This window comes from Streptomyces sp. NBC_01210 (genome assembly GCF_036010325.1).
Classification (GTDB): Bacteria; Actinomycetota; Actinomycetes; order Streptomycetales; family Streptomycetaceae; genus Streptomyces.
In genome coordinates this window covers 5830809-5846750 of sequence record NZ_CP108549.1, presented here as the reverse complement: position 1 = coordinate 5846750, position 15942 = coordinate 5830809, and the positions used below count along the sequence as shown (strand labels likewise).

The window sequence follows — 15942 nt, the reverse complement described above, 5'->3', positions numbered from 1 at the left end:
GCACCACGACCGCTCCGCGCGACGGCACACCTGCGGGTGACTGAGACGAGCAAGCCTGACGCCCCCACGCTCCCGCGGCACGCGGCCCATTCCCGCCGCGGCCTACCCGCGGCCGAAAAGACCAGCACGGCACGGGACCCGGACGCACACGGCGATGTGCAAGCAGACTGGCGAACGTCGACGGCGACGGGCCGGGGACACACACCCCGGCGCAGCACGGCCGCTCCGCGCGACGGCACACCTGCGGGTGACTGAGACGAGCAAGCCTGACGCCCCCACGCTCCCGCGGCACGCGGCCCATTCCCGCCGCGGCCTACCCGCGGCCGAAAGGACCAGCGCGGCACGGGACCCGGACGCACACGGCGATGTGCAAGCAGACTGGCGAACGTCGACGGCGACGGGCCGCGGGACACCACACCCCGGCGCAGCACGGCCGCTCCGCGCGACGGCACACCTGCGGGTGACTGAGACGAGCAAGCCTGACGCCCCCACGCTCCCGCGGCACGCGGCCCATTCCCGCCGCGGCCTACCCGCGGCCGAAAAGACCAGCACGGCACGGGACCCGGACGCACACGGCGATGTGCAAGCAGACTGGCGAACGTCGACGGCGACGGGCCGCGGGACACCACACCCCGGCGCAGCACGGCCGCTCCGCGCGACGGCACACCTGCGGGTGACTGAGACGAGCAAGCCTGACGCCCCCACGCTCCCGCGGCACGCGGCCCATTCCCGCCGCGGCCTACCCGCGGCCGAAAAGACCAGCACGGCACGGGACTCGGACGCACGTGCAGCAGACTGGTGAGCGTCGGCGGCGAGGGAGCCCGGCGGCACCGCACCGTCGAGGGCTCTGCATGCGGCCGCTCGTGCCGCCGGCTGCCGGGTCACCGCAAACAGAGAAAAGCGGGGCCGGACAAGACCCCCCGGCCTGTCCGGTCCCGCTCTGTTTCCCCCGTTGACCCAGGTCGGTCCCCCGTGACCCCCGTGACCCCCGCGGATCCCCCGATCCCGCCGTCTCCCCCGAAACGGCGGCCCCGTTCCCCCCGTTACCCTCAGGCCACCAGCTCGCCGAAGGACTCTTCCTCGTCACGGCCGAAGCTGAGGACCTCGTCCTCACGCAGCCGGCGGAGCGACCGCCAGATGCTCGACTTCACCGTGCCGACACTTATGTCCAGGATCTCCGCGATCTCCGGGTCCGTGCGGCCCTCGTAGTAACGGAGGACCAGCATCGTCCGCTGGAGCTCGGGAAGCCTGGCCAGCGCCTGCCAGAGCACCGCGCGCAGTTCCGTACCCCGCATCGCGTCGGTGTCGCTCGCCGTCTCCGGCAGCTCCTCCGTCGGGTACTCGTTGAGCTTGCGCCGGCGCCAGGCGCTGATGTGCAGGTTGGTCATGGTGCGGCGCAGATAGCCCCCGACCGCCGCCTTGTCGCTGATCCTGTCCCAGGCCCGGTATGTCGAGAAGAGGGCGCTCTGCAGCAGATCCTCCGCCTCGAACCGGTCCCCGGTCAGGTGGTACGCGGTCGCGTACAGGGAGGCGCGGCGTTCCTGTACGTAGGCGGTGAACTCCGCCTCCGACAGGTTCGTCCGCTCCCCCGCCTCCCGGTACGCGTCCCCGCCACCCCCCACAGGTGCGTCAACCACCGTCATGTACGACGGCTTGTGCTGACGCCCGACGCTGCGAACGCACCCCCGCCCGTTCACCGCGCCGGACTTCTCCGTGCTCCGCACGACGTCGTGGAGACGCGTGACAACTGCGCTTGAGGTGGTGCTGTGCAGTGCGTTCATCTCGCGCCCCCCGTCGAGTGGAGTCTGTTTCCGTCCGTGTGCCAAGAAGCTTGCCCAGGCAGTTTCATGGCGGTGTCCGCCGACTGTCACAGGCGCGTCACAAGCCCCGCCGGGGCGGTCCCGGAGGCAGTCGGAAGGCGGTCGGAAATCGTTTGCGAAAGGGCTTGCGCGGCCTGCCACAAGGGGAGGAGTCGTGTGAGAGCTCACCAACTGTCGAACTCCGGCTCCACCATGGGTCAGAATGACCTCCGTGCCCTTCCTGTTGCTGATCGAGGACGACGACGCCATCCGCACGGCCCTCGAACTTTCCCTGTCACGCCAGGGCCACCGAGTGGCCACCGCGGCGACGGGAGAGGACGGCCTGAAGCTGCTCCGCGAGCAGCGGCCGGACCTGATCGTGCTGGATGTGATGCTGCCCGGGATCGACGGTTTCGAGGTGTGCCGGCGGATCAGGCGCACCGACCAGCTGCCGATCATCCTGCTGACCGCACGCAGCGACGACATCGATGTGGTCGTGGGTCTTGAGTCGGGCGCGGACGACTATGTCGTGAAGCCCGTCCAGGGCCGTGTGCTGGACGCCCGTATCCGCGCTGTGCTGCGGCGCGGTGAGCGCGAGTCCACCGACTCGGCGACCTTCGGCTCGCTGGTGATCGACCGCTCCGCGATGACGGTCACCAAGAACGGCGAGGATCTTCAGCTCACGCCGACCGAGCTGCGGCTGCTGCTCGAGCTCAGCCGACGGCCCGGACAGGCCCTGTCGCGGCAGCAACTGCTGCGGCTGGTCTGGGAGCACGACTACCTCGGTGACTCACGGCTGGTGGACGCGTGTGTGCAGCGGCTGCGGGCGAAGGTCGAGGACGTGCCGTCCTCGCCGACCCTGATCCGTACGGTGCGTGGCGTGGGCTACCGGCTGGACGTCCCGCAGTGAGCTGTCTGCGCGCCGCGACCCCCACGAACGGAACACCTAGGTGACCAGTGCCGCCAAGCGCGCGATGCTCGCCGGACTCCGCTGGACGAGCCTGAGGCTCCGCCTTGTCGTCGTCTTCGCGCTGGTCGCGCTGACTGCCGCCGTGTCCGCCTCGGGCATCGCGTACTGGCTCAACCGCGAAGCGGTGCTGACCCGTACCCAGGACGCGGCGCTCGGCGACTTCCGGCAGGAGATGCAGAACCGGGCGGCGGCGCTGCCGCTGCGCCCGACGCAGAACGAACTGCAGAAGACAGCCGAGCAGATGGCGGGCGGCGGTGACGGCTACAGCGTGCTGCTCATCGGCGAGCGCGCCAAGGGCAAGCCGATCGTCGGTACGTCCGACCCTGACAGCTTCACGCTCGACGACGTACCGGCGAGGCTGCAGGAAGCGGTGGCCCAGCGGCAGGACGTCGGGGCCGGCAACTCCGTCCCGTACCACCTGTACTGGCAGCGCACCGAGCGCCGCGGCATGCCGTATCTCGTCGGCGGCACCAGGATCATCGGCGGCGGGCCGACCGGCTATGTCTTCAAGTCGCTGGACCAGGAACGTCAGGACCTCAACTCGCTCGCCTGGTCCCTGGCGATCGCCACCGGCCTCGCCCTCGTCGGCTCGGCGCTGCTCGCGCAGGCCGCCGCCACGACCGTGCTCAAGCCCGTGCACCGGCTGGGTGAGGCCGCGCGGCGGCTCGGCGAGGGCAAGCTCGACACCCGGCTGCGGGTCTCGGGCACGGACGAACTGGCCGAGCTGGCAAGGACGTTCAACAAGACCGCGGAGTCGCTGGAGAAGAAGGTCGCGGACATGAGCGCACGGGAGGAGTCCAGCCGTCGCTTCGTCGCCGACATGTCGCACGAGCTGCGCACCCCGCTGACCGCGCTCACCGCCGTCACCGAGGTGCTCGAGGACGAGGCCGACAGCCTCGACCCGATGATCGCGCCCGCCGTGAACCTGGTGGTGAGCGAGACCCGGCGGCTGGGCGATCTGGTGGAGAACCTGATGGAGGTGACCCGCTTCGACGCGGGCACGGCCAGACTCGTACTGGACACGGTGGACGTCGCCGACCAGGTCACCGCGTGCATCGACGCGCGCGCCTGGCTGGACGCGGTGGATCTGGACGCCGAGCGCGGGATCATCGCGCTGCTCGATCCGCGCCGGCTCGATGTGATCCTGGCCAATCTGATCGGCAACGCGCTCAAGCACGGCGGCTCGCCGGTGCGGGTGTCGGTGCGGCCGGTCGACCACGAGCTGTTGATCGAGGTACGGGACCACGGCCCCGGTATCCCCGAGGACGTACTGCCGCATGTCTTCGACCGCTTCTACAAGGCGAGCGCCTCCCGGCCGCGCTCCGAGGGCAGCGGGCTGGGGTTGTCGATCGCGATGGAGAACGCCCATATCCACGGCGGGGACATCACCGCGGCCAACTCCGCTGACGGGGACGGTGCGGTGTTCGTACTGCGGCTGCCGCGCGACGCCTCGTCGCTGAGGGACGGCGACGGTCATGGCGGCACGGACCCGGACGCCGTCACGGACCCGGACGACGTCGAAGACGCGGACCGGGGCCGCACCGACGGCCGCGGAGAGGAAGGCACGCAGTGACGCCCAAGAGGTGCACCAGGCGGGCGGCAGCCTCACTCGCCGTACTCGCGGGCGTCGTCGTGCTCGGCGGCTGCGGGATCAGGACCACCCAGGTACCGGTCGACGCGGGGCCCGCGCCCTCGCGGGTGCCCTGCGAGGTGAGCGGGGAGAGCATCACCCCCCAGGCGCAGCAGCAGGGCATCCAGGTCCGCGTCTACCTGGTCTGCGCCTCGCAGCTGGAGTCCGTGGACCGTACGGCGCAGGTCACCGAGAAGAAGGCCGTCGACAGCCGCGTACAGATCGCGCAGGCGCTCCTCGACGAACTCGAGAAGGAGCCCTCGTCCCCGGAGCATGAGGCCGGCTTCGCCACGTACGTACGCGGGCCGCTGGCCCTGACAGGTGCGCGCGAGGGCGATCCCGCGGGCACCCTGCGTCTGAGCCGCCAGCCGGAGGATCTGCCGATGCCGGCGCTGGCCCAGATCGTCTGCACCTTCGCGGAGAGCAGGGCCGCCGCCACGGGCGGTTCGGTGCTGCTGGGCGGGCCCGGGGAGTACGCGCCCCGGGCGTACCAGTGCTCCGCCGGGATCAAGGAGCGGCCGGACGAGGCCGTTCCGACGCTCAGCGCGCTCCCGTCGTCACCCGCCGCTCGCTGAGCCTCGTTCCGATTCGGTTCCGGAGCGGGTTCCGCTTCCTCTTTGGAAGCTCGCGGAACCGATCCCGGGGAAGCGTGCGTCTTGGGGGGCGTGCAGCGTCAAGGTCCGGGCGGCAGTGCCGCCATCCGCTTCCGCGCGGCGGGGGTCATCCTCCTCCTCGCGCATCTGCTGCTCGTTTCCTGGCTGACGCTGCGCCCACTGGATGTGGTGTGGGTGACGGCCGCGAATCTCGAGCCGCTCGCCGGGATCAAGGCGGATCTGGCGATGGGCGCTGTGGAAGCCGCGCGCCGGATAGGCGAAGGCCTGCTGCTGCTGGCCCCGCTCGGCATACTGCTGCCGATGGCGGGCGGCCGGCTCACCGTCTCTCCGCTGGCATCGCTGGCCCGTACGGTCGCGGCCGGCGCGCTGCTGTCGCTCGGCATCGAACTGCTCCAGACCGGGGTGCCCGGACAGGTCGTCGATGTGGACTCCCTGCTGCTGAACACGGCCGGGGTCGCGCTGGCCCACCTGGTCTTCGTGCCCGCCGGCCGCGCCCGGCTCCGCCGCAGGCAGGGGCGGTCGGCCACCGGCTCCACCCGGCAGCGGCACGGTGCCATGCTGCGGGACGAGGCGTCTCAGGGGCCGACCCCGACGATTCCAAGGGTCGGGATCGCACCGTAGAGCGACGCTTCGACCCCCTTCGCGAAGCCACGATGGATGCATCGGGAGCACAACAGAGATGCTCCCCGAAGGTTCTCGCGAAGGAGCCCACCATGGCCGCACTTGTCCGCCCCCGAGACGGACGCATGATCGGTGGAGTGTGCACGGCGCTGGCACGGCGCTTCGGCACCTCCGCGACCACGATGCGTGTGATCTTCCTGCTCTCATGTCTGCTGCCCGGCCCGCAGTTCCTGCTCTATCTGGCGCTGTGGGTGCTGCTGCCGTCCGAGAAGACCGCCGGCACGGCCTGGTAGTACGCCGACACCGGCGCCCGGTCGTACGCAGTCAGCCGGCAAGCACCTGGACGACCTTCGCCAGCTGTTTGTCGGCGACCTCCTGAGGGACGCGCGGCGGTGTGCGCCGCGCGAGGTCCAGCGCCATGAAACGCGCCACGGTCGCTCCCTTACGGACCACGACCAGATGGATCGGGGCCACGGCGCCCTCGTTGGTTCCGACGGTGGTCCAGCTGATCGTCTCGTCGGCGCCGCGAGTGGTGAAGGCCGCGGCCTTCACCTCGCGGTAGGCGCCACTGCGGCCCTCGAGGGTCGCGCCGAAGCCCCCGGCGCACGCCGCCACCGCCGACTTGAGTCCGTCCATCAGCTTTCCGGCGTCAGCCTCGCTGTACGAACTGAGCGAGGCGGACACCGCGAGCCCGAGATTCTTGAGGGAGCCAAGACCGCGGTTGACGGTGTGGGTGGCCTGCGGGCTCGGTCTGTCACCCATGGCGTCGGCGAGCGGCTGGCACTGCGACTTGTCGGCGGCGGGCTGGCCCGAGGGCGCGAGCGCACTCTTTCCGGAGGACACCTGGAACCCGTCCAGATCGCCGGTGGCCAGTGCGGCCCGCTCCAACTGCTGCCGGTTGAGCGGCGCGGACGCATCGCTGCCACCGCCTCCACCACCGCCTTTGCCCGTATCGGCACCCGTGGACGCAGGCGTGTCCCTGTCCTTGGCGGGGCCCCCGTCGTCGCCACTCGTACAGGCCGTGGCGAGCAGGAGCACGGGGACGGTGACAAGGGCAGTCAGCCCTGCGGTCTTCACGCGCATGGCCGCGATCCTGGCACAGGCGAAGTGGGCGTACACCCGATTCGGGTGTACGCCCACTCTTGTGTACGGAACCGGTGTACGTCAGCCGATGCCGGGCAGACCGCCACTGGTCGGCAGGCCACCACTGGTCGGCAGACCGCCGCCGGTCGGCAGACCTCCGACGAGCGGGAGGCCGCCCAGCAGCTTGGCGACCGGGTCGTCGGCCTTGTCCGCGGTCAGCAGCTTCTTCGCTGACTTCGCGGACTTCTGGGCGGTGGTGGGCAGCGTGGTCGCGCCGTTCGCGAGCGCGGTCCGGCCGGCGGCCAGCGACTCGGGGGCGCCCGCCGGAAGTTTGGTGAGCGCGTCCTGGACCGGCAGGACGCCGGTGACGGAGTCGGGGACGGAAGCGGGGGCGGCGACGGCCGTGCCGGCGGCGACAGCGGCGAAGGCAGCGCCGACGACGGCGACACCAAGAGTCTTGGCAGCAGACTGCTTCATCAGGGATGAGTCCTTGGGACGGGGATTCTGAGCGACTCTGCAAGCTAGCCACGCTCACCCAAGGCCGCAAATGCCATGAAGCGGCCGGAAATTGACATTCCCGGCCGCTTCGACATAGGTGTCGCGATCAGCTCTCACCGACGGAAGAATGGCTGGTCGTGGCGGTCTGCCGGAACAGCCATTCGGATTTCAACTCGGCGTATCCGGGCTTGATCACATCGCTGATCATCGCCAGTCGTTCATCGAAAGGAATGAACGCCGACTTCATCGCATTGACGGTGAACCACTGCATGTCGTCGAGGGTGTATCCGAAGGTCTCGGTCAGCAGCTCGAATTCGCGGCTCATGCTCGTACCGCTCATCAGGCGGTTGTCGGTGTTGACCGTGGCCCTGAAGTGCAGCCTGCGCAGCAGGCCGATGGGGTGTTCGGCGTACGAAGCGGCCGCGCCGGTCTGCAGGTTGGACGTCGGGCACAGCTCCAGCGGGATGCGCTTGTCCCGTACGTACGCGGCGAGCCGCCCGAGCTTCACGCTGCCGTCATCGGCGACCGTGATGTCGTCGATGATCCGCACACCGTGCCCGAGCCGGTCGGCGCCGCACCACTGGAGCGCCTGCCAGATCGACGGCAGCCCGAAGGCTTCGCCCGCGTGAATCGTGAAGTGGTTGTTCTCCCTCTTCAGATACTCGAAGGCGTCGAGGTGGCGGGTGGGCGGGAAGCCCGCTTCGGCGCCGGCGATGTCGAAGCCGACGACGCCCATGTCGCGGTAGCGATTCGCCAGTTCGGCGATCTCCAGGGCGCGGGCGGCGTGCCGCATCGCGGTGAGCATGGCGCCGACACGGATACGGTGGCCGCTCTCGCGGGCCAGCCGTTCCCCCTCCCGGAAGCCCGCGTTGACCGCCTCGACGACTTCTTCGAGGCTCAGGCCGGCTTCGAGGTGCTGCTCGGGGGCATACCTGACCTCGGCGTAGACGACTCCGTCCTCGGCGAGGTCCTCGGCGCACTCGGCGGCGACGCGGAAGAGCGCCTCGCGGGTCTGCATGACGGCGCAGGTGTGCGCGAAGGTCTCCAGATAGCGCTCCAGCGAGCCGGAGTCGGCCGCCTCGTGGAACCAGATGCCGAGCTTGTCGGGCTCGGTCTCGGGGAGCGCGTCATAGCCCGTCTCGCGGGCGAGTTCGATGATCGTGCCCGGTCGCAGCCCGCCGTCGAGGTGGTCGTGGAGGAGCACCTTCGGAGCGCGGCGGATCTGGTCCGCGGAGGGCGTATTGAGGGTCTGGCTCGTCATCTGCGCACTCTACGCCCTACGCGCGTAGAGAGCGCCCCTCAACTTCGCCCGTCGATACATAACAGTGACCATGCGGACGGGTGGAGTACACCTGCCCTTCTGAGACTGTTCTGCCATGGCACACCACGCACTGCCCCTGTGGTGGGGGCGTCCGGCCGATGAGGCCAAAGGAGCGGACACCCGCCGTGAGACGACCGTGGCAAGGGCAGCGCGAGGGAGCCGTACCCCGCCGCGCGCCCGCCTCGGCCGCGCGAGCGGCGGACGCGTCCTGGGGCAGGACTCCGCGGTCGGCGGGGTGGTGCTGCTGCTGCCGGACGGCGACCCGGAATCGGAGCGCAGACCCTCCCGGCTCTCGTATGCGGCGGCCCTGCCGCTGGGCCGCACGCTGGCCCGGGCGGGCCGCGCGGACGGGCTGGTCGTGCACGGGGTCCGCTACCGCTGCCGCGGCTGGAACGGCCCGGACGCGCATCTCGCGGCGGACGCGACATGGGCGGTGGACGAGGTGGTACGCCGCTACGGCGACGTCCCGGTGTGCCTCACCGGCCACGGCATGGGCGGCCGCGCGGCCCTGCACGCGGCGGGCCACCCGGCCGTCAACTCCGTGCTGGCGCTGGCCCCTTGGCTGCCGGAGGACGATGTGGCGGCGGCACCGGAACCGGTGAATCAGCTGGCAGGCAAGCAGGTGCTGATCGTGCACGGCACGAATGACGCGCGCACGGACCCGGAGCTCTCGTACCGCCTTGCCGAGCGCGCGAAGAAGTCCAACCGCGACATCTGCCGCTTCGAGGTCCACTCGGACGGCCACGCGCTGCGCCAGCACTACGAGGAAGTCCGGGCGCTGGCGGCGGACTTCGTGCTGGGCGCGCTCTTCACCAGGAGGTACGCCCGCCCGGTGGCGGACGCGCTGGCGGCCCCACCGCCGCTGGGCCTGCGCATGCCCCTGGCGGCGGGCTTCGGCCGCTCGCTGCGACCGTGAGCCCGGGGTCAGGGGAAGCTGAGCGCCACGATCACCGCGAAGGCTTCCAGCAGGGCCTGCACGGCGAAGGCGGCCGTACGCAGCTCGTGGGCCCGTCGCATACGTGCGGGAATGGCCATGGTCACCACAAAGGCCAGGACCACGCCGCTCAGCGTCCACGAGAAGGTGCCCGCGGGCCAGGGGGAGCAGCCGTCACCGCCGTAGGTCAGGCACCTCGATCCGTGCTCGGTGGACAGGGCGAGAATTCCGGCCATGAGCACGGCCGGGATCAGCAGGACGGCGGAGTTCAGGGACCATCTGCGGATGTCGGGGGGTGTGGCCGTGGTGGGCTGCGCAACGAGTGGGGGCGGAGTCGGGTTCATGGCCTTGATCCAACCTCTGGCTGCCGCGCTGCCGTATCCGGGCCGGTACTCAGGACGTACGGCCCCCCGTACTCAGTAGTGCTTGACCGTCCGGCCGTCCGGGACCTGGTAGCAGCCGGACACCACCGTCACGACGAGCGCCGGCGGGCTGCCCTTCCGAATGGTGCCCTTCAGCCGATGTGACCCTCACTCCGGCAGCAAGCGCCCCCGCCTGGACAGCAGGAACTTCTTGAACTCCGCCACCGGCGCCGTGTCCGGGTGGCCGTCCAGCCAGGCGACGCCGATCTCCCGTACCGCCCGTGGTGCCGTCACCGTCAGTTCGACCACGCCCGGGCGCGCCACCGCAGGGGGTGGCAGCAGAGCCACGCCCAGGCCCGCCGCGACCAGGCCGCGCAGGGTTTCCGCCTCCTCGCCCTCGAAGGCGACCCGCGGTGTGAAGCCCGCCTCCGCGCACAGGTCGTCCGTGATGCGCCGCAGGCCGTAGCCGGGTTCAAGGGTCACGAACGTCTCGTCCGCCGCCTCGGCCAGCCTGATGCGTTTGCGGGACGCGAGGCGGTGGTCGTCGGGGACCACGAGCCGCAGGCGCTGCTCGTCCAGGCGGCGGGCGACCAAGTCCGGAGCGTCCGGGACCGGCGAGGTCAGGCACAGGTCGAGGGCCCCCGCGCGCAGGCCCTCGATCATCGCCTCGCCGTAGTTCTGGACGAGCGTGAAGCGGATACGCGGATGGTCGGCGCGGAAGGCCCTGATCAGCCCCGGCACCGTCTCGGAGCCCATCGTGTGCAGAAAGCCGAACGCGACCCTGCCCGCGCTCGGATCCGCGTCCGCCTGCACCGACTCCGCCGCCCGTTCCACCTCCGCCAGGGCCCGCTCCACGGAGGTGAGGAAGGTACGGCCGGCCGGGGTCAGCGACACCGTACGGCCCTTGCGGGTGAACAAGGTGACCCCCAGGTCCTGTTCAAGACGCACGATCGCCCGCGACAGCGTGGACTGCGGGACACCCATCTCCTGCGCGGCTCGCGTCACATGCTCGTGTCGGGCGACCCCGGCGAAGTACGCGAGCCGCGGAGCGAGCAGCAGCGCTGTGTCCTGTGCGTATTCTTCGTAACTGCCTGGTGACAGCCGAGGCTGTGAGCTGTGTTGATGCACCATGGGAACGATTATTGCGATTCCATGCATTGGACGCATGAAAAGTGGCGGCCTACTTTTGACGCATGCCTCCTGCCAGTACCAAGGCGCCCACCACCGTGGGCGCCGCCTCGCCGTCCCCTTCGCCCTCCCCCGCGCTCCTCGCCCCCGGCGGTCCCGGCTACCGCCGCATGAGCTTCGCGCTCTTCGCCGCCGGTGTGGCCACCTTCGCCCTCCTCTACTCCACGCAGGCGCTGCTGCCCGCCGTCTCCGCCGGCTTCCGCGTGAGCGCGAGCGCAGCCAGCTGGACGGTCTCCGCCGCGACGGGCGCGCTGGCCCTGTGCGTACTGCCGATGAGCGCCCTCTCGGAGCGCTTCGGGCGGCGCACCGTGATGACCGCGTCCCTCGCGGTCGCCGTCGTGGTCGGGCTGCTCGTGCCGTTCGCGCCGAGCCTGGAGTGGCTGGTGGCGCTGCGCGCCGTGCAGGGTGCGGCGCTCGCCGGTCTGCCGGCGTCGGCGATGGCGTATCTCGCCGAGGAGGTACGGCCCAAGGCGCTGGTCGCCGCGATCGGCCTGTTCGTGGCGGGCAACAGCATCGGCGGTATGAGCGGCCGGATCGTCACCGGCTGGGTGGCACAGCTGTGGGGCTGGCGTGCGGCGCTCGCCGCGGTCGGCGTGCTGGCGTTGGTGTGCGCGCTGGTCTTCCGCGCCATGCTCCCCAAGGCCCGTAATTTCACGCCCGGTTCGCTCAACCCGCGCGCCCTGGCGAAGACGGTCCGCGGCCATCTGGCCGACCCGTTGCTGCTGCGGCTGTACGCGATCGGCGCGCTGTTCATGACCGTCTTCGGCGCGGTCTACACGGTGATCGGCTACCGCCTGGTCGAGGCGCCCTTCAACCTCCCCCAGGGCGTCATCGGTTCGATCTTCCTGGTCTATCTGGTCGGTACGGTCTCCTCCGCCGCGGCCGGAAAGCTCGTCGCCCGGCTCGGCCGCCGTGGCGCGCTCTACCTGGCGGTCACCACCACCACCGCGGGGCTGCTGCTCTCGCTGGCGGACTCGCTGCCCGCCGTGCTGCTCGGCCTGGTCCTGATCACCGCGGGCTTCTTCGCGGGCCACGCGGTCGCCTCGTCCTCGGTGAGCCGTACGGCGAAGACGGGCCGCGCTCAGGCATCGGCGCTCTACCAGTCCGCGTACTACCTGGGCAGCAGCGCGGGCGGCACGCTCGGCGCGGTCGCCTTCCACTCCGGCGGCTGGGCGGGCACGGTGCTGCTGGGGCTGCTCGCGGTCCTCGGCGTCGTATCGATCACGCTGTACGGCACCCGGGTGGCGCGGGCCGAGCACCGGCTGGTGCTCGCTGCGGCCCAGCGCTGAAATAAACACAGAAATCCGCACAACTCCAACTCCCCGGCGTGCGTCCAACGGGCAGGCATATCGCAACTGCGCTGTGCACGGAGGGGAGTTGGTGGCTGTGAGGGGCATGACGAGGGGTACACACCGCAGACGAGCAGGCGTCGTGCTCGGTCTGACCGGACTGGTGGTTCCGCTGACCATGGCACTGGGCAGCGCGCCCGCGCAGGCGGCGTCGTGCACGACGTCCACGGGCCCGTACCAGAAGCAGGTGGAGAAGTTCCTGGGCCGCCCGGTGGACGGGAAGCAGTCGGCGGCCGACTGCAAGGCGATCCGGACCTTCCAGGGCTGGCACGGCATCAAGCCGACCATCGGGTACGCGGGCGAGATCACCTGGCGCACCATGAACACGATCCTCCAGCAGCGGGCGGCCGGAAAGACCCCGAACAAGGCGGGCAGGTGCCCGACCAACAAGGGCCGTATCGCCTGCGTGGACCTCACTCGCCAGCTGACCTGGATCCAGGACGGCAAGAAGCTGAAGTACGGCCCGGTGCCGGTGCGCACGGGCAAGAACGGCACCGAGACCCGTACCGGCTCGAAGAAGATCTACCAGCGGAGCATCAGACACTGGTCGACGCTCTACGACGTATGGATGCCGTACTCGCAGTTCTTCGACGGCGGACAGGCCTTCCACTCCACGACGAAGTCGATGTACAACCCGCCCGGCTCCGGGGGCTGCGTCAACATGCGCCCCGCGGATGCGAAGGCATACTGGAATCTTCTGAAGAACGGCGACGACGTGTACGTCTACGGGCGCAAGCCCGGAACGTGAGCTCCATTGTCAGTGCCCTCCTGTAGGTTCCGAAGAGCTGGGGCCAATGGGCGACAGGGGTGGACCCGATGAGTGATCTGGCAACGACACAGGACCTGGAATCCAGGCTGGAGCAGCACCGCAGGGAGCTGACCGGCTACTGCTACCGCATGCTGGGCTCCGCTTTCGAGGCGGAGGACGCGGTACAGGACACGATGGTCCGCGCCTGGCGGAGCTTCGAGAAGTTCGAAGGGCGGTCCTCGCTGCGCTCATGGCTCTACCGCATCGCGACGAACGTCTGCCTCGACATGCTGAATGCGGGCAACCGCCGGGCCCGGCCGATGGACCTCACGTCTGCTACGCCCGTGGCCCAGGCGCAGCTCAACGCCCGTCCGGAGATCACCTGGCTGGAGCCGGTGCCGGACGGGCGGGTGCTGCCGTCCGTGGCGGACCCTGCCGAGACCGCGGTGGAGCGGGAGAGCATCCGGCTCGCGTTCGTCGCCGCGCTGCAGCATCTGCCGCCCAAGCAGCGAGCGGTGCTGATCCTGCGCGAGGTGCTGGCGTGGAAGGCGAGCGAGGTGGCCGAGCTGTTGAGTACGACGGTGGCCTCGGTCAACAGCGCGCTGCAGCGGGCGCGGGCGACGCTCGCCGAATCGGAGCCGGCCGCGGCGGACGCGGCGGACCCACTCGACGAAGAGCAGAAGAAGCTCCTCGACCGCTATGTCGCGGCCTTCGAGGGGTACGACATGAAGGCGCTCACGGCGCTGCTCCACGAGGACGCGACCATGTCCATGCCGCCCTACGACCTGTGGCTGCGCGGCCACGACGACATCGTGGGCTGGATGCTCGGTGTCGGCGAGGTCTGCCGGGGCTCGAAGCTGGTCCCGACCGTGGCCAACGGCTCTCCGGCGTTCGCGCACTACCACCCGAGCCGGACGGGCGACGGGTACGAGCCGTGGGCCCTGATCGTCCTGGAGGTCAGGGACGGCATGGTCGGCGGGATGGACTTCTTCCTGGACACCAAGCGCTGGTTTCCGCTCTTCGAGCTGCCGGACCGGCTGGAGGCGTAACCGTCACGGGAGCGCGGGGTCCGAGCGCAAGATCTAGACGACCTCGCCGAGGCCCACCAGATCGAGCAGGGCCCGCAGCTCCGGCCCGGTATCGCGCAGCCGTATCCGACCGCCGAGCCGGCGGGCGGTGAGCTGCAACCGGGCCACAGCATCGACGGCGGCCAGATCGGGATGGGTGAGCCCGCCGAGGTCACAGATCACCTCGGTGACCTCGGCGGCGACGTCGGCGCCCCTGAGCCGCGCGCTCAACTCCGCGCACAGGCGCGGCACATCGGCCGGAGACACTCTCCCCGCGATGCGCAGGATGATCGGTTGTGTGGCGTCCACACGGAGGAGACTGCCCCGGCGTCCAGAACTCATCGTGGTACCCGGTCGTCGGCCCATGGCCCATGTCCCCGTCCCGTCGCAGTGGCGGATATGCCCTGCTCTGTGGACCGCTCGGCGGGCCGATTCTCATCGGCCCGCCGAACGAGTGGGGTCAGGCGATGCGGTCGAGCACGATCGGGTTCTGGGTGAACTCCGTGTTCGACGGGGCGATGTCGAACGCGCCCTCCAGGGGCTTCAGGGCGTACTCGAACTTCTCCGGGGTGTCCGTGTGCAGGGTCAGCAGTCGCTGGCCCGCGGTCACCGGCTCGCCGGGCTTGGCGTGGATCTCGATGCCCGCGCCCGCCTGGACCGGGTCCTCCTTACGGGCCCGGCCCGCGCCGAGACGCCAGGCGGCGACGCCGACGTCGTACGCGTCGAGGCGGGTGAGGACACCCGACGACGGGGCGGTGATCACGTGCTGCTCGCGGGCTACCGGGAGCTCGGCATCCGGGTCACCGCCCTGCGCGGCGATCATGCGGCGCCAGACGTCCATCGCGGAGCCGTCGGCGAGTGCCTTCGCGGGGTCGGCGTCCTTGATACCGGCAGCGACGAGCATCTCCTGGGCGAGGGCCACGGTGAGGTCGATGACGTCCTGCGGGCCGCCGCCCGCGAGGACCTCGACGGACTCGCGGACCTCGAGGGCATTGCCCGCGGTCAGGCCGAGCGGGGTCGACATGTCGGTGAGGAGCGCAACGGTCTTGACGCCGCTGTCGCTGCCCAGCGCGACCATGGTGGAGGCCAGTTCGCGGGCGTCCTCGATGGTCTTCATAAAGGCGCCGGTGCCCACCTTGACGTCGAGGACCAGCGAGCCGGTGCCCTCGGCGATCTTCTTGGACATGATCGAGGAGGCGATGAGCGGAATGGCCTCGACTGTGCCGGTGACATCCCGCAGGGCGTACAGCTTCTTGTCCGCGGGGGCCAGGCCGTCGCCCGCGGCACAGATCACCGCGCCGGTCGTGTCGAGGACGTGCAGCATCTCCTCGTTGGAGAGCAGCGCCCGCCAGCCGGGGATGGACTCGAGCTTGTCGAGCGTGCCGCCGGTGTGGCCGAGACCGCGGCCGCTCAGCTGCGGGACGGCCGCGCCGCATGCGGCGACCAGCGGCGCGAGCGGCAGCGTGATCTTGTCGCCGACGCCGCCCGTGGAGTGCTTGTCGGCGGTCGGCCGGGACAGCGCGTCGAAGTTCATCCGCTCGCCGGAGGCGATCATCGCGGCCGTCCAGCGGGTGATCTCCGCACGGTTCATGCCGTTCAGCAGGATGGCCATCGCCAGCGCCGACATCTGCTCGTCGGCGACCTCACCGCGCGTGTAGGCGTCGATGACCCAGTCGATCTGCTCGGGGCTCAGCTCGCCTCGGTCCCGCTTGGTGCGGATGACGGAGATGGCGTCCATGGGATTCCTTCCGGCAAATG

At 70.4% G+C, this 15942-nt stretch carries 17 protein-coding genes; 9 read left to right on the top strand and 8 right to left on the bottom strand.

Annotated elements, in window-relative coordinates; translation table 11 throughout:
* Nucleotides 1–1049 precede the first annotated feature (1049 nt).
* Nucleotides 1050–1781, bottom strand: coding sequence for a SigE family RNA polymerase sigma factor (locus tag OG735_RS26755; protein ID WP_327325680.1), 732 nt, complete (start codon nt 1779–1781; stop codon nt 1050–1052).
* 250 nt (nt 1782–2031) lie between these two features.
* Between OG735_RS26755 and afsQ1 the strand changes: the two genes are divergently transcribed.
* The 5 genes from afsQ1 to OG735_RS26730 all read left to right on the top strand — a co-directional run bounded on the left by afsQ1 (nt 2032) and on the right by OG735_RS26730 (nt 5927).
* Nucleotides 2032–2709, top strand: a complete 678-nt coding sequence (gene afsQ1, locus OG735_RS26750; RefSeq protein ID WP_175257369.1) for a two-component system response regulator AfsQ1 — start codon at nt 2032–2034, stop codon at nt 2707–2709.
* A gap of 40 nt (nt 2710–2749) precedes the next feature.
* A complete protein-coding gene (locus OG735_RS26745; protein WP_327325679.1) occupies nt 2750–4342 on the top strand; it encodes a HAMP domain-containing sensor histidine kinase in 1593 nt (530 codons plus the stop codon).
* Entirely contained in the window at nt 4339–4974 is a 636-nt protein-coding gene (locus OG735_RS26740) for a hypothetical protein (protein WP_327325678.1), read from the top strand. Before OG735_RS26745 ends, OG735_RS26740 begins: the two co-directional genes overlap by 4 nt.
* Nucleotides 4975–5064: 90 nt before the next feature.
* Nucleotides 5065–5634: a VanZ family protein gene (locus OG735_RS26735; RefSeq protein WP_327325677.1), complete on the top strand. Its 570-nt coding sequence runs from the start codon at nt 5065–5067 to the stop codon at nt 5632–5634.
* Between the two features lie 92 nt (nt 5635–5726).
* Nucleotides 5727–5927 carry a PspC domain-containing protein gene (locus OG735_RS26730; protein WP_327325676.1) on the top strand — a complete coding sequence of 67 codons (201 nt, stop codon included), beginning with the start codon at nt 5727–5729 and terminating at the stop codon, nt 5925–5927.
* 31 nt (nt 5928–5958) lie between these two features.
* Here OG735_RS26730 and OG735_RS26725 read toward each other — a convergent pair whose 3' ends face one another.
* From OG735_RS26725 to OG735_RS26715, 3 genes are all read right to left on the bottom strand, one after another.
* A complete protein-coding gene (locus OG735_RS26725) occupies nt 5959–6717 on the bottom strand; it encodes a hypothetical protein (protein WP_327325675.1) in 759 nt (252 codons plus the stop codon).
* 81 nt (nt 6718–6798) lie between these two features.
* The gene (locus OG735_RS26720) at nt 6799–7194 is read right to left on the bottom strand and encodes an ATP-binding protein (protein WP_327325674.1); all 396 of its coding nucleotides are present in this window, start codon (nt 7192–7194) and stop codon (nt 6799–6801) included.
* Nucleotides 7195–7321: 127 nt separating this feature from the next.
* Nucleotides 7322–8476: an adenosine deaminase gene (locus OG735_RS26715; protein WP_327325673.1), complete on the bottom strand. Its 1155-nt coding sequence runs from the start codon at nt 8474–8476 to the stop codon at nt 7322–7324.
* Between the two features lie 295 nt (nt 8477–8771).
* Between OG735_RS26715 and OG735_RS26710 the strand changes: the two genes are divergently transcribed.
* Complete coding sequence (locus OG735_RS26710; protein ID WP_442812627.1) at nt 8772–9452, top strand: alpha/beta hydrolase; 681 nt, start codon at nt 8772–8774, stop codon at nt 9450–9452.
* An 8-nt stretch (nt 9453–9460) separates the two neighbouring features.
* Here OG735_RS26710 and OG735_RS26705 read toward each other — a convergent pair whose 3' ends face one another.
* Nucleotides 9461–9814, bottom strand: coding sequence for a hypothetical protein (locus OG735_RS26705; protein WP_327325671.1), 354 nt, complete (start codon nt 9812–9814; stop codon nt 9461–9463).
* A 186-nt stretch (nt 9815–10000) separates the two neighbouring features.
* Nucleotides 10001–10963: a LysR family transcriptional regulator gene (locus OG735_RS26700; protein ID WP_327325670.1), complete on the bottom strand. Its 963-nt coding sequence runs from the start codon at nt 10961–10963 to the stop codon at nt 10001–10003.
* Between the two features lie 62 nt (nt 10964–11025).
* Here OG735_RS26700 and OG735_RS26695 point away from each other — a divergent pair, with 62 nt between their 5' ends.
* The 3 genes from OG735_RS26695 to OG735_RS26685 all read left to right on the top strand — a co-directional run bounded on the left by OG735_RS26695 (nt 11026) and on the right by OG735_RS26685 (nt 14166).
* Entirely contained in the window at nt 11026–12309 is a 1284-nt protein-coding gene (locus OG735_RS26695; RefSeq protein WP_327325669.1) for an MFS transporter, read from the top strand.
* Nucleotides 12310–12415: 106 nt separating this feature from the next.
* The gene (locus OG735_RS26690) at nt 12416–13117 is read left to right on the top strand and encodes a L,D-transpeptidase family protein (protein ID WP_327325668.1); all 702 of its coding nucleotides are present in this window, start codon (nt 12416–12418) and stop codon (nt 13115–13117) included.
* 68 nt (nt 13118–13185) lie between these two features.
* The gene (locus OG735_RS26685; protein ID WP_327325667.1) at nt 13186–14166 is read left to right on the top strand and encodes a sigma-70 family RNA polymerase sigma factor; all 981 of its coding nucleotides are present in this window, start codon (nt 13186–13188) and stop codon (nt 14164–14166) included.
* Between the two features lie 33 nt (nt 14167–14199).
* Here the strand turns inward: OG735_RS26685 and OG735_RS26680 are convergent, their stop codons facing one another.
* Together OG735_RS26680 and OG735_RS26675 are read right to left on the bottom strand one after the other, a co-directional pair.
* A complete protein-coding gene (locus tag OG735_RS26680) occupies nt 14200–14493 on the bottom strand; it encodes an STAS domain-containing protein (RefSeq protein ID WP_442812493.1) in 294 nt (97 codons plus the stop codon).
* A 151-nt stretch (nt 14494–14644) separates the two neighbouring features.
* Entirely contained in the window at nt 14645–15922 is a 1278-nt protein-coding gene (locus tag OG735_RS26675; RefSeq protein ID WP_327325665.1) for a thymidine phosphorylase, read from the bottom strand.
* Nucleotides 15923–15942 lie beyond the last annotated feature (20 nt).

Coding starts and splice junctions, on each gene's coding strand:
- OG735_RS26755 (WP_327325680.1), bottom strand. CDS start 1,781: ATGAACGCACTGCACAGCACCACCTCAAGCGCAGTTGTCACGCGTCTC.
- OG735_RS26730 (WP_327325676.1), top strand. CDS start 5,727: ATGGCCGCACTTGTCCGCCCCCGAGACGGACGCATGATCGGTGGAGTG.
- OG735_RS26725 (WP_327325675.1), bottom strand. CDS start 6,717: ATGCGCGTGAAGACCGCAGGGCTGACTGCCCTTGTCACCGTCCCCGTG.
- OG735_RS26720 (WP_327325674.1), bottom strand. CDS start 7,194: ATGAAGCAGTCTGCTGCCAAGACTCTTGGTGTCGCCGTCGTCGGCGCT.
- OG735_RS26715 (WP_327325673.1), bottom strand. CDS start 8,476: ATGACGAGCCAGACCCTCAATACGCCCTCCGCGGACCAGATCCGCCGC.
- OG735_RS26705 (WP_327325671.1), bottom strand. CDS start 9,814: ATGAACCCGACTCCGCCCCCACTCGTTGCGCAGCCCACCACGGCCACA.
- OG735_RS26700 (WP_327325670.1), bottom strand. CDS start 10,963: ATGGTGCATCAACACAGCTCACAGCCTCGGCTGTCACCAGGCAGTTAC.
- OG735_RS26695 (WP_327325669.1), top strand. CDS start 11,026: ATGCCTCCTGCCAGTACCAAGGCGCCCACCACCGTGGGCGCCGCCTCG.
- OG735_RS26690 (WP_327325668.1), top strand. CDS start 12,416: ATGACGAGGGGTACACACCGCAGACGAGCAGGCGTCGTGCTCGGTCTG.
- OG735_RS26685 (WP_327325667.1), top strand. CDS start 13,186: ATGAGTGATCTGGCAACGACACAGGACCTGGAATCCAGGCTGGAGCAG.
- OG735_RS26675 (WP_327325665.1), bottom strand. CDS start 15,922: ATGGACGCCATCTCCGTCATCCGCACCAAGCGGGACCGAGGCGAGCTG.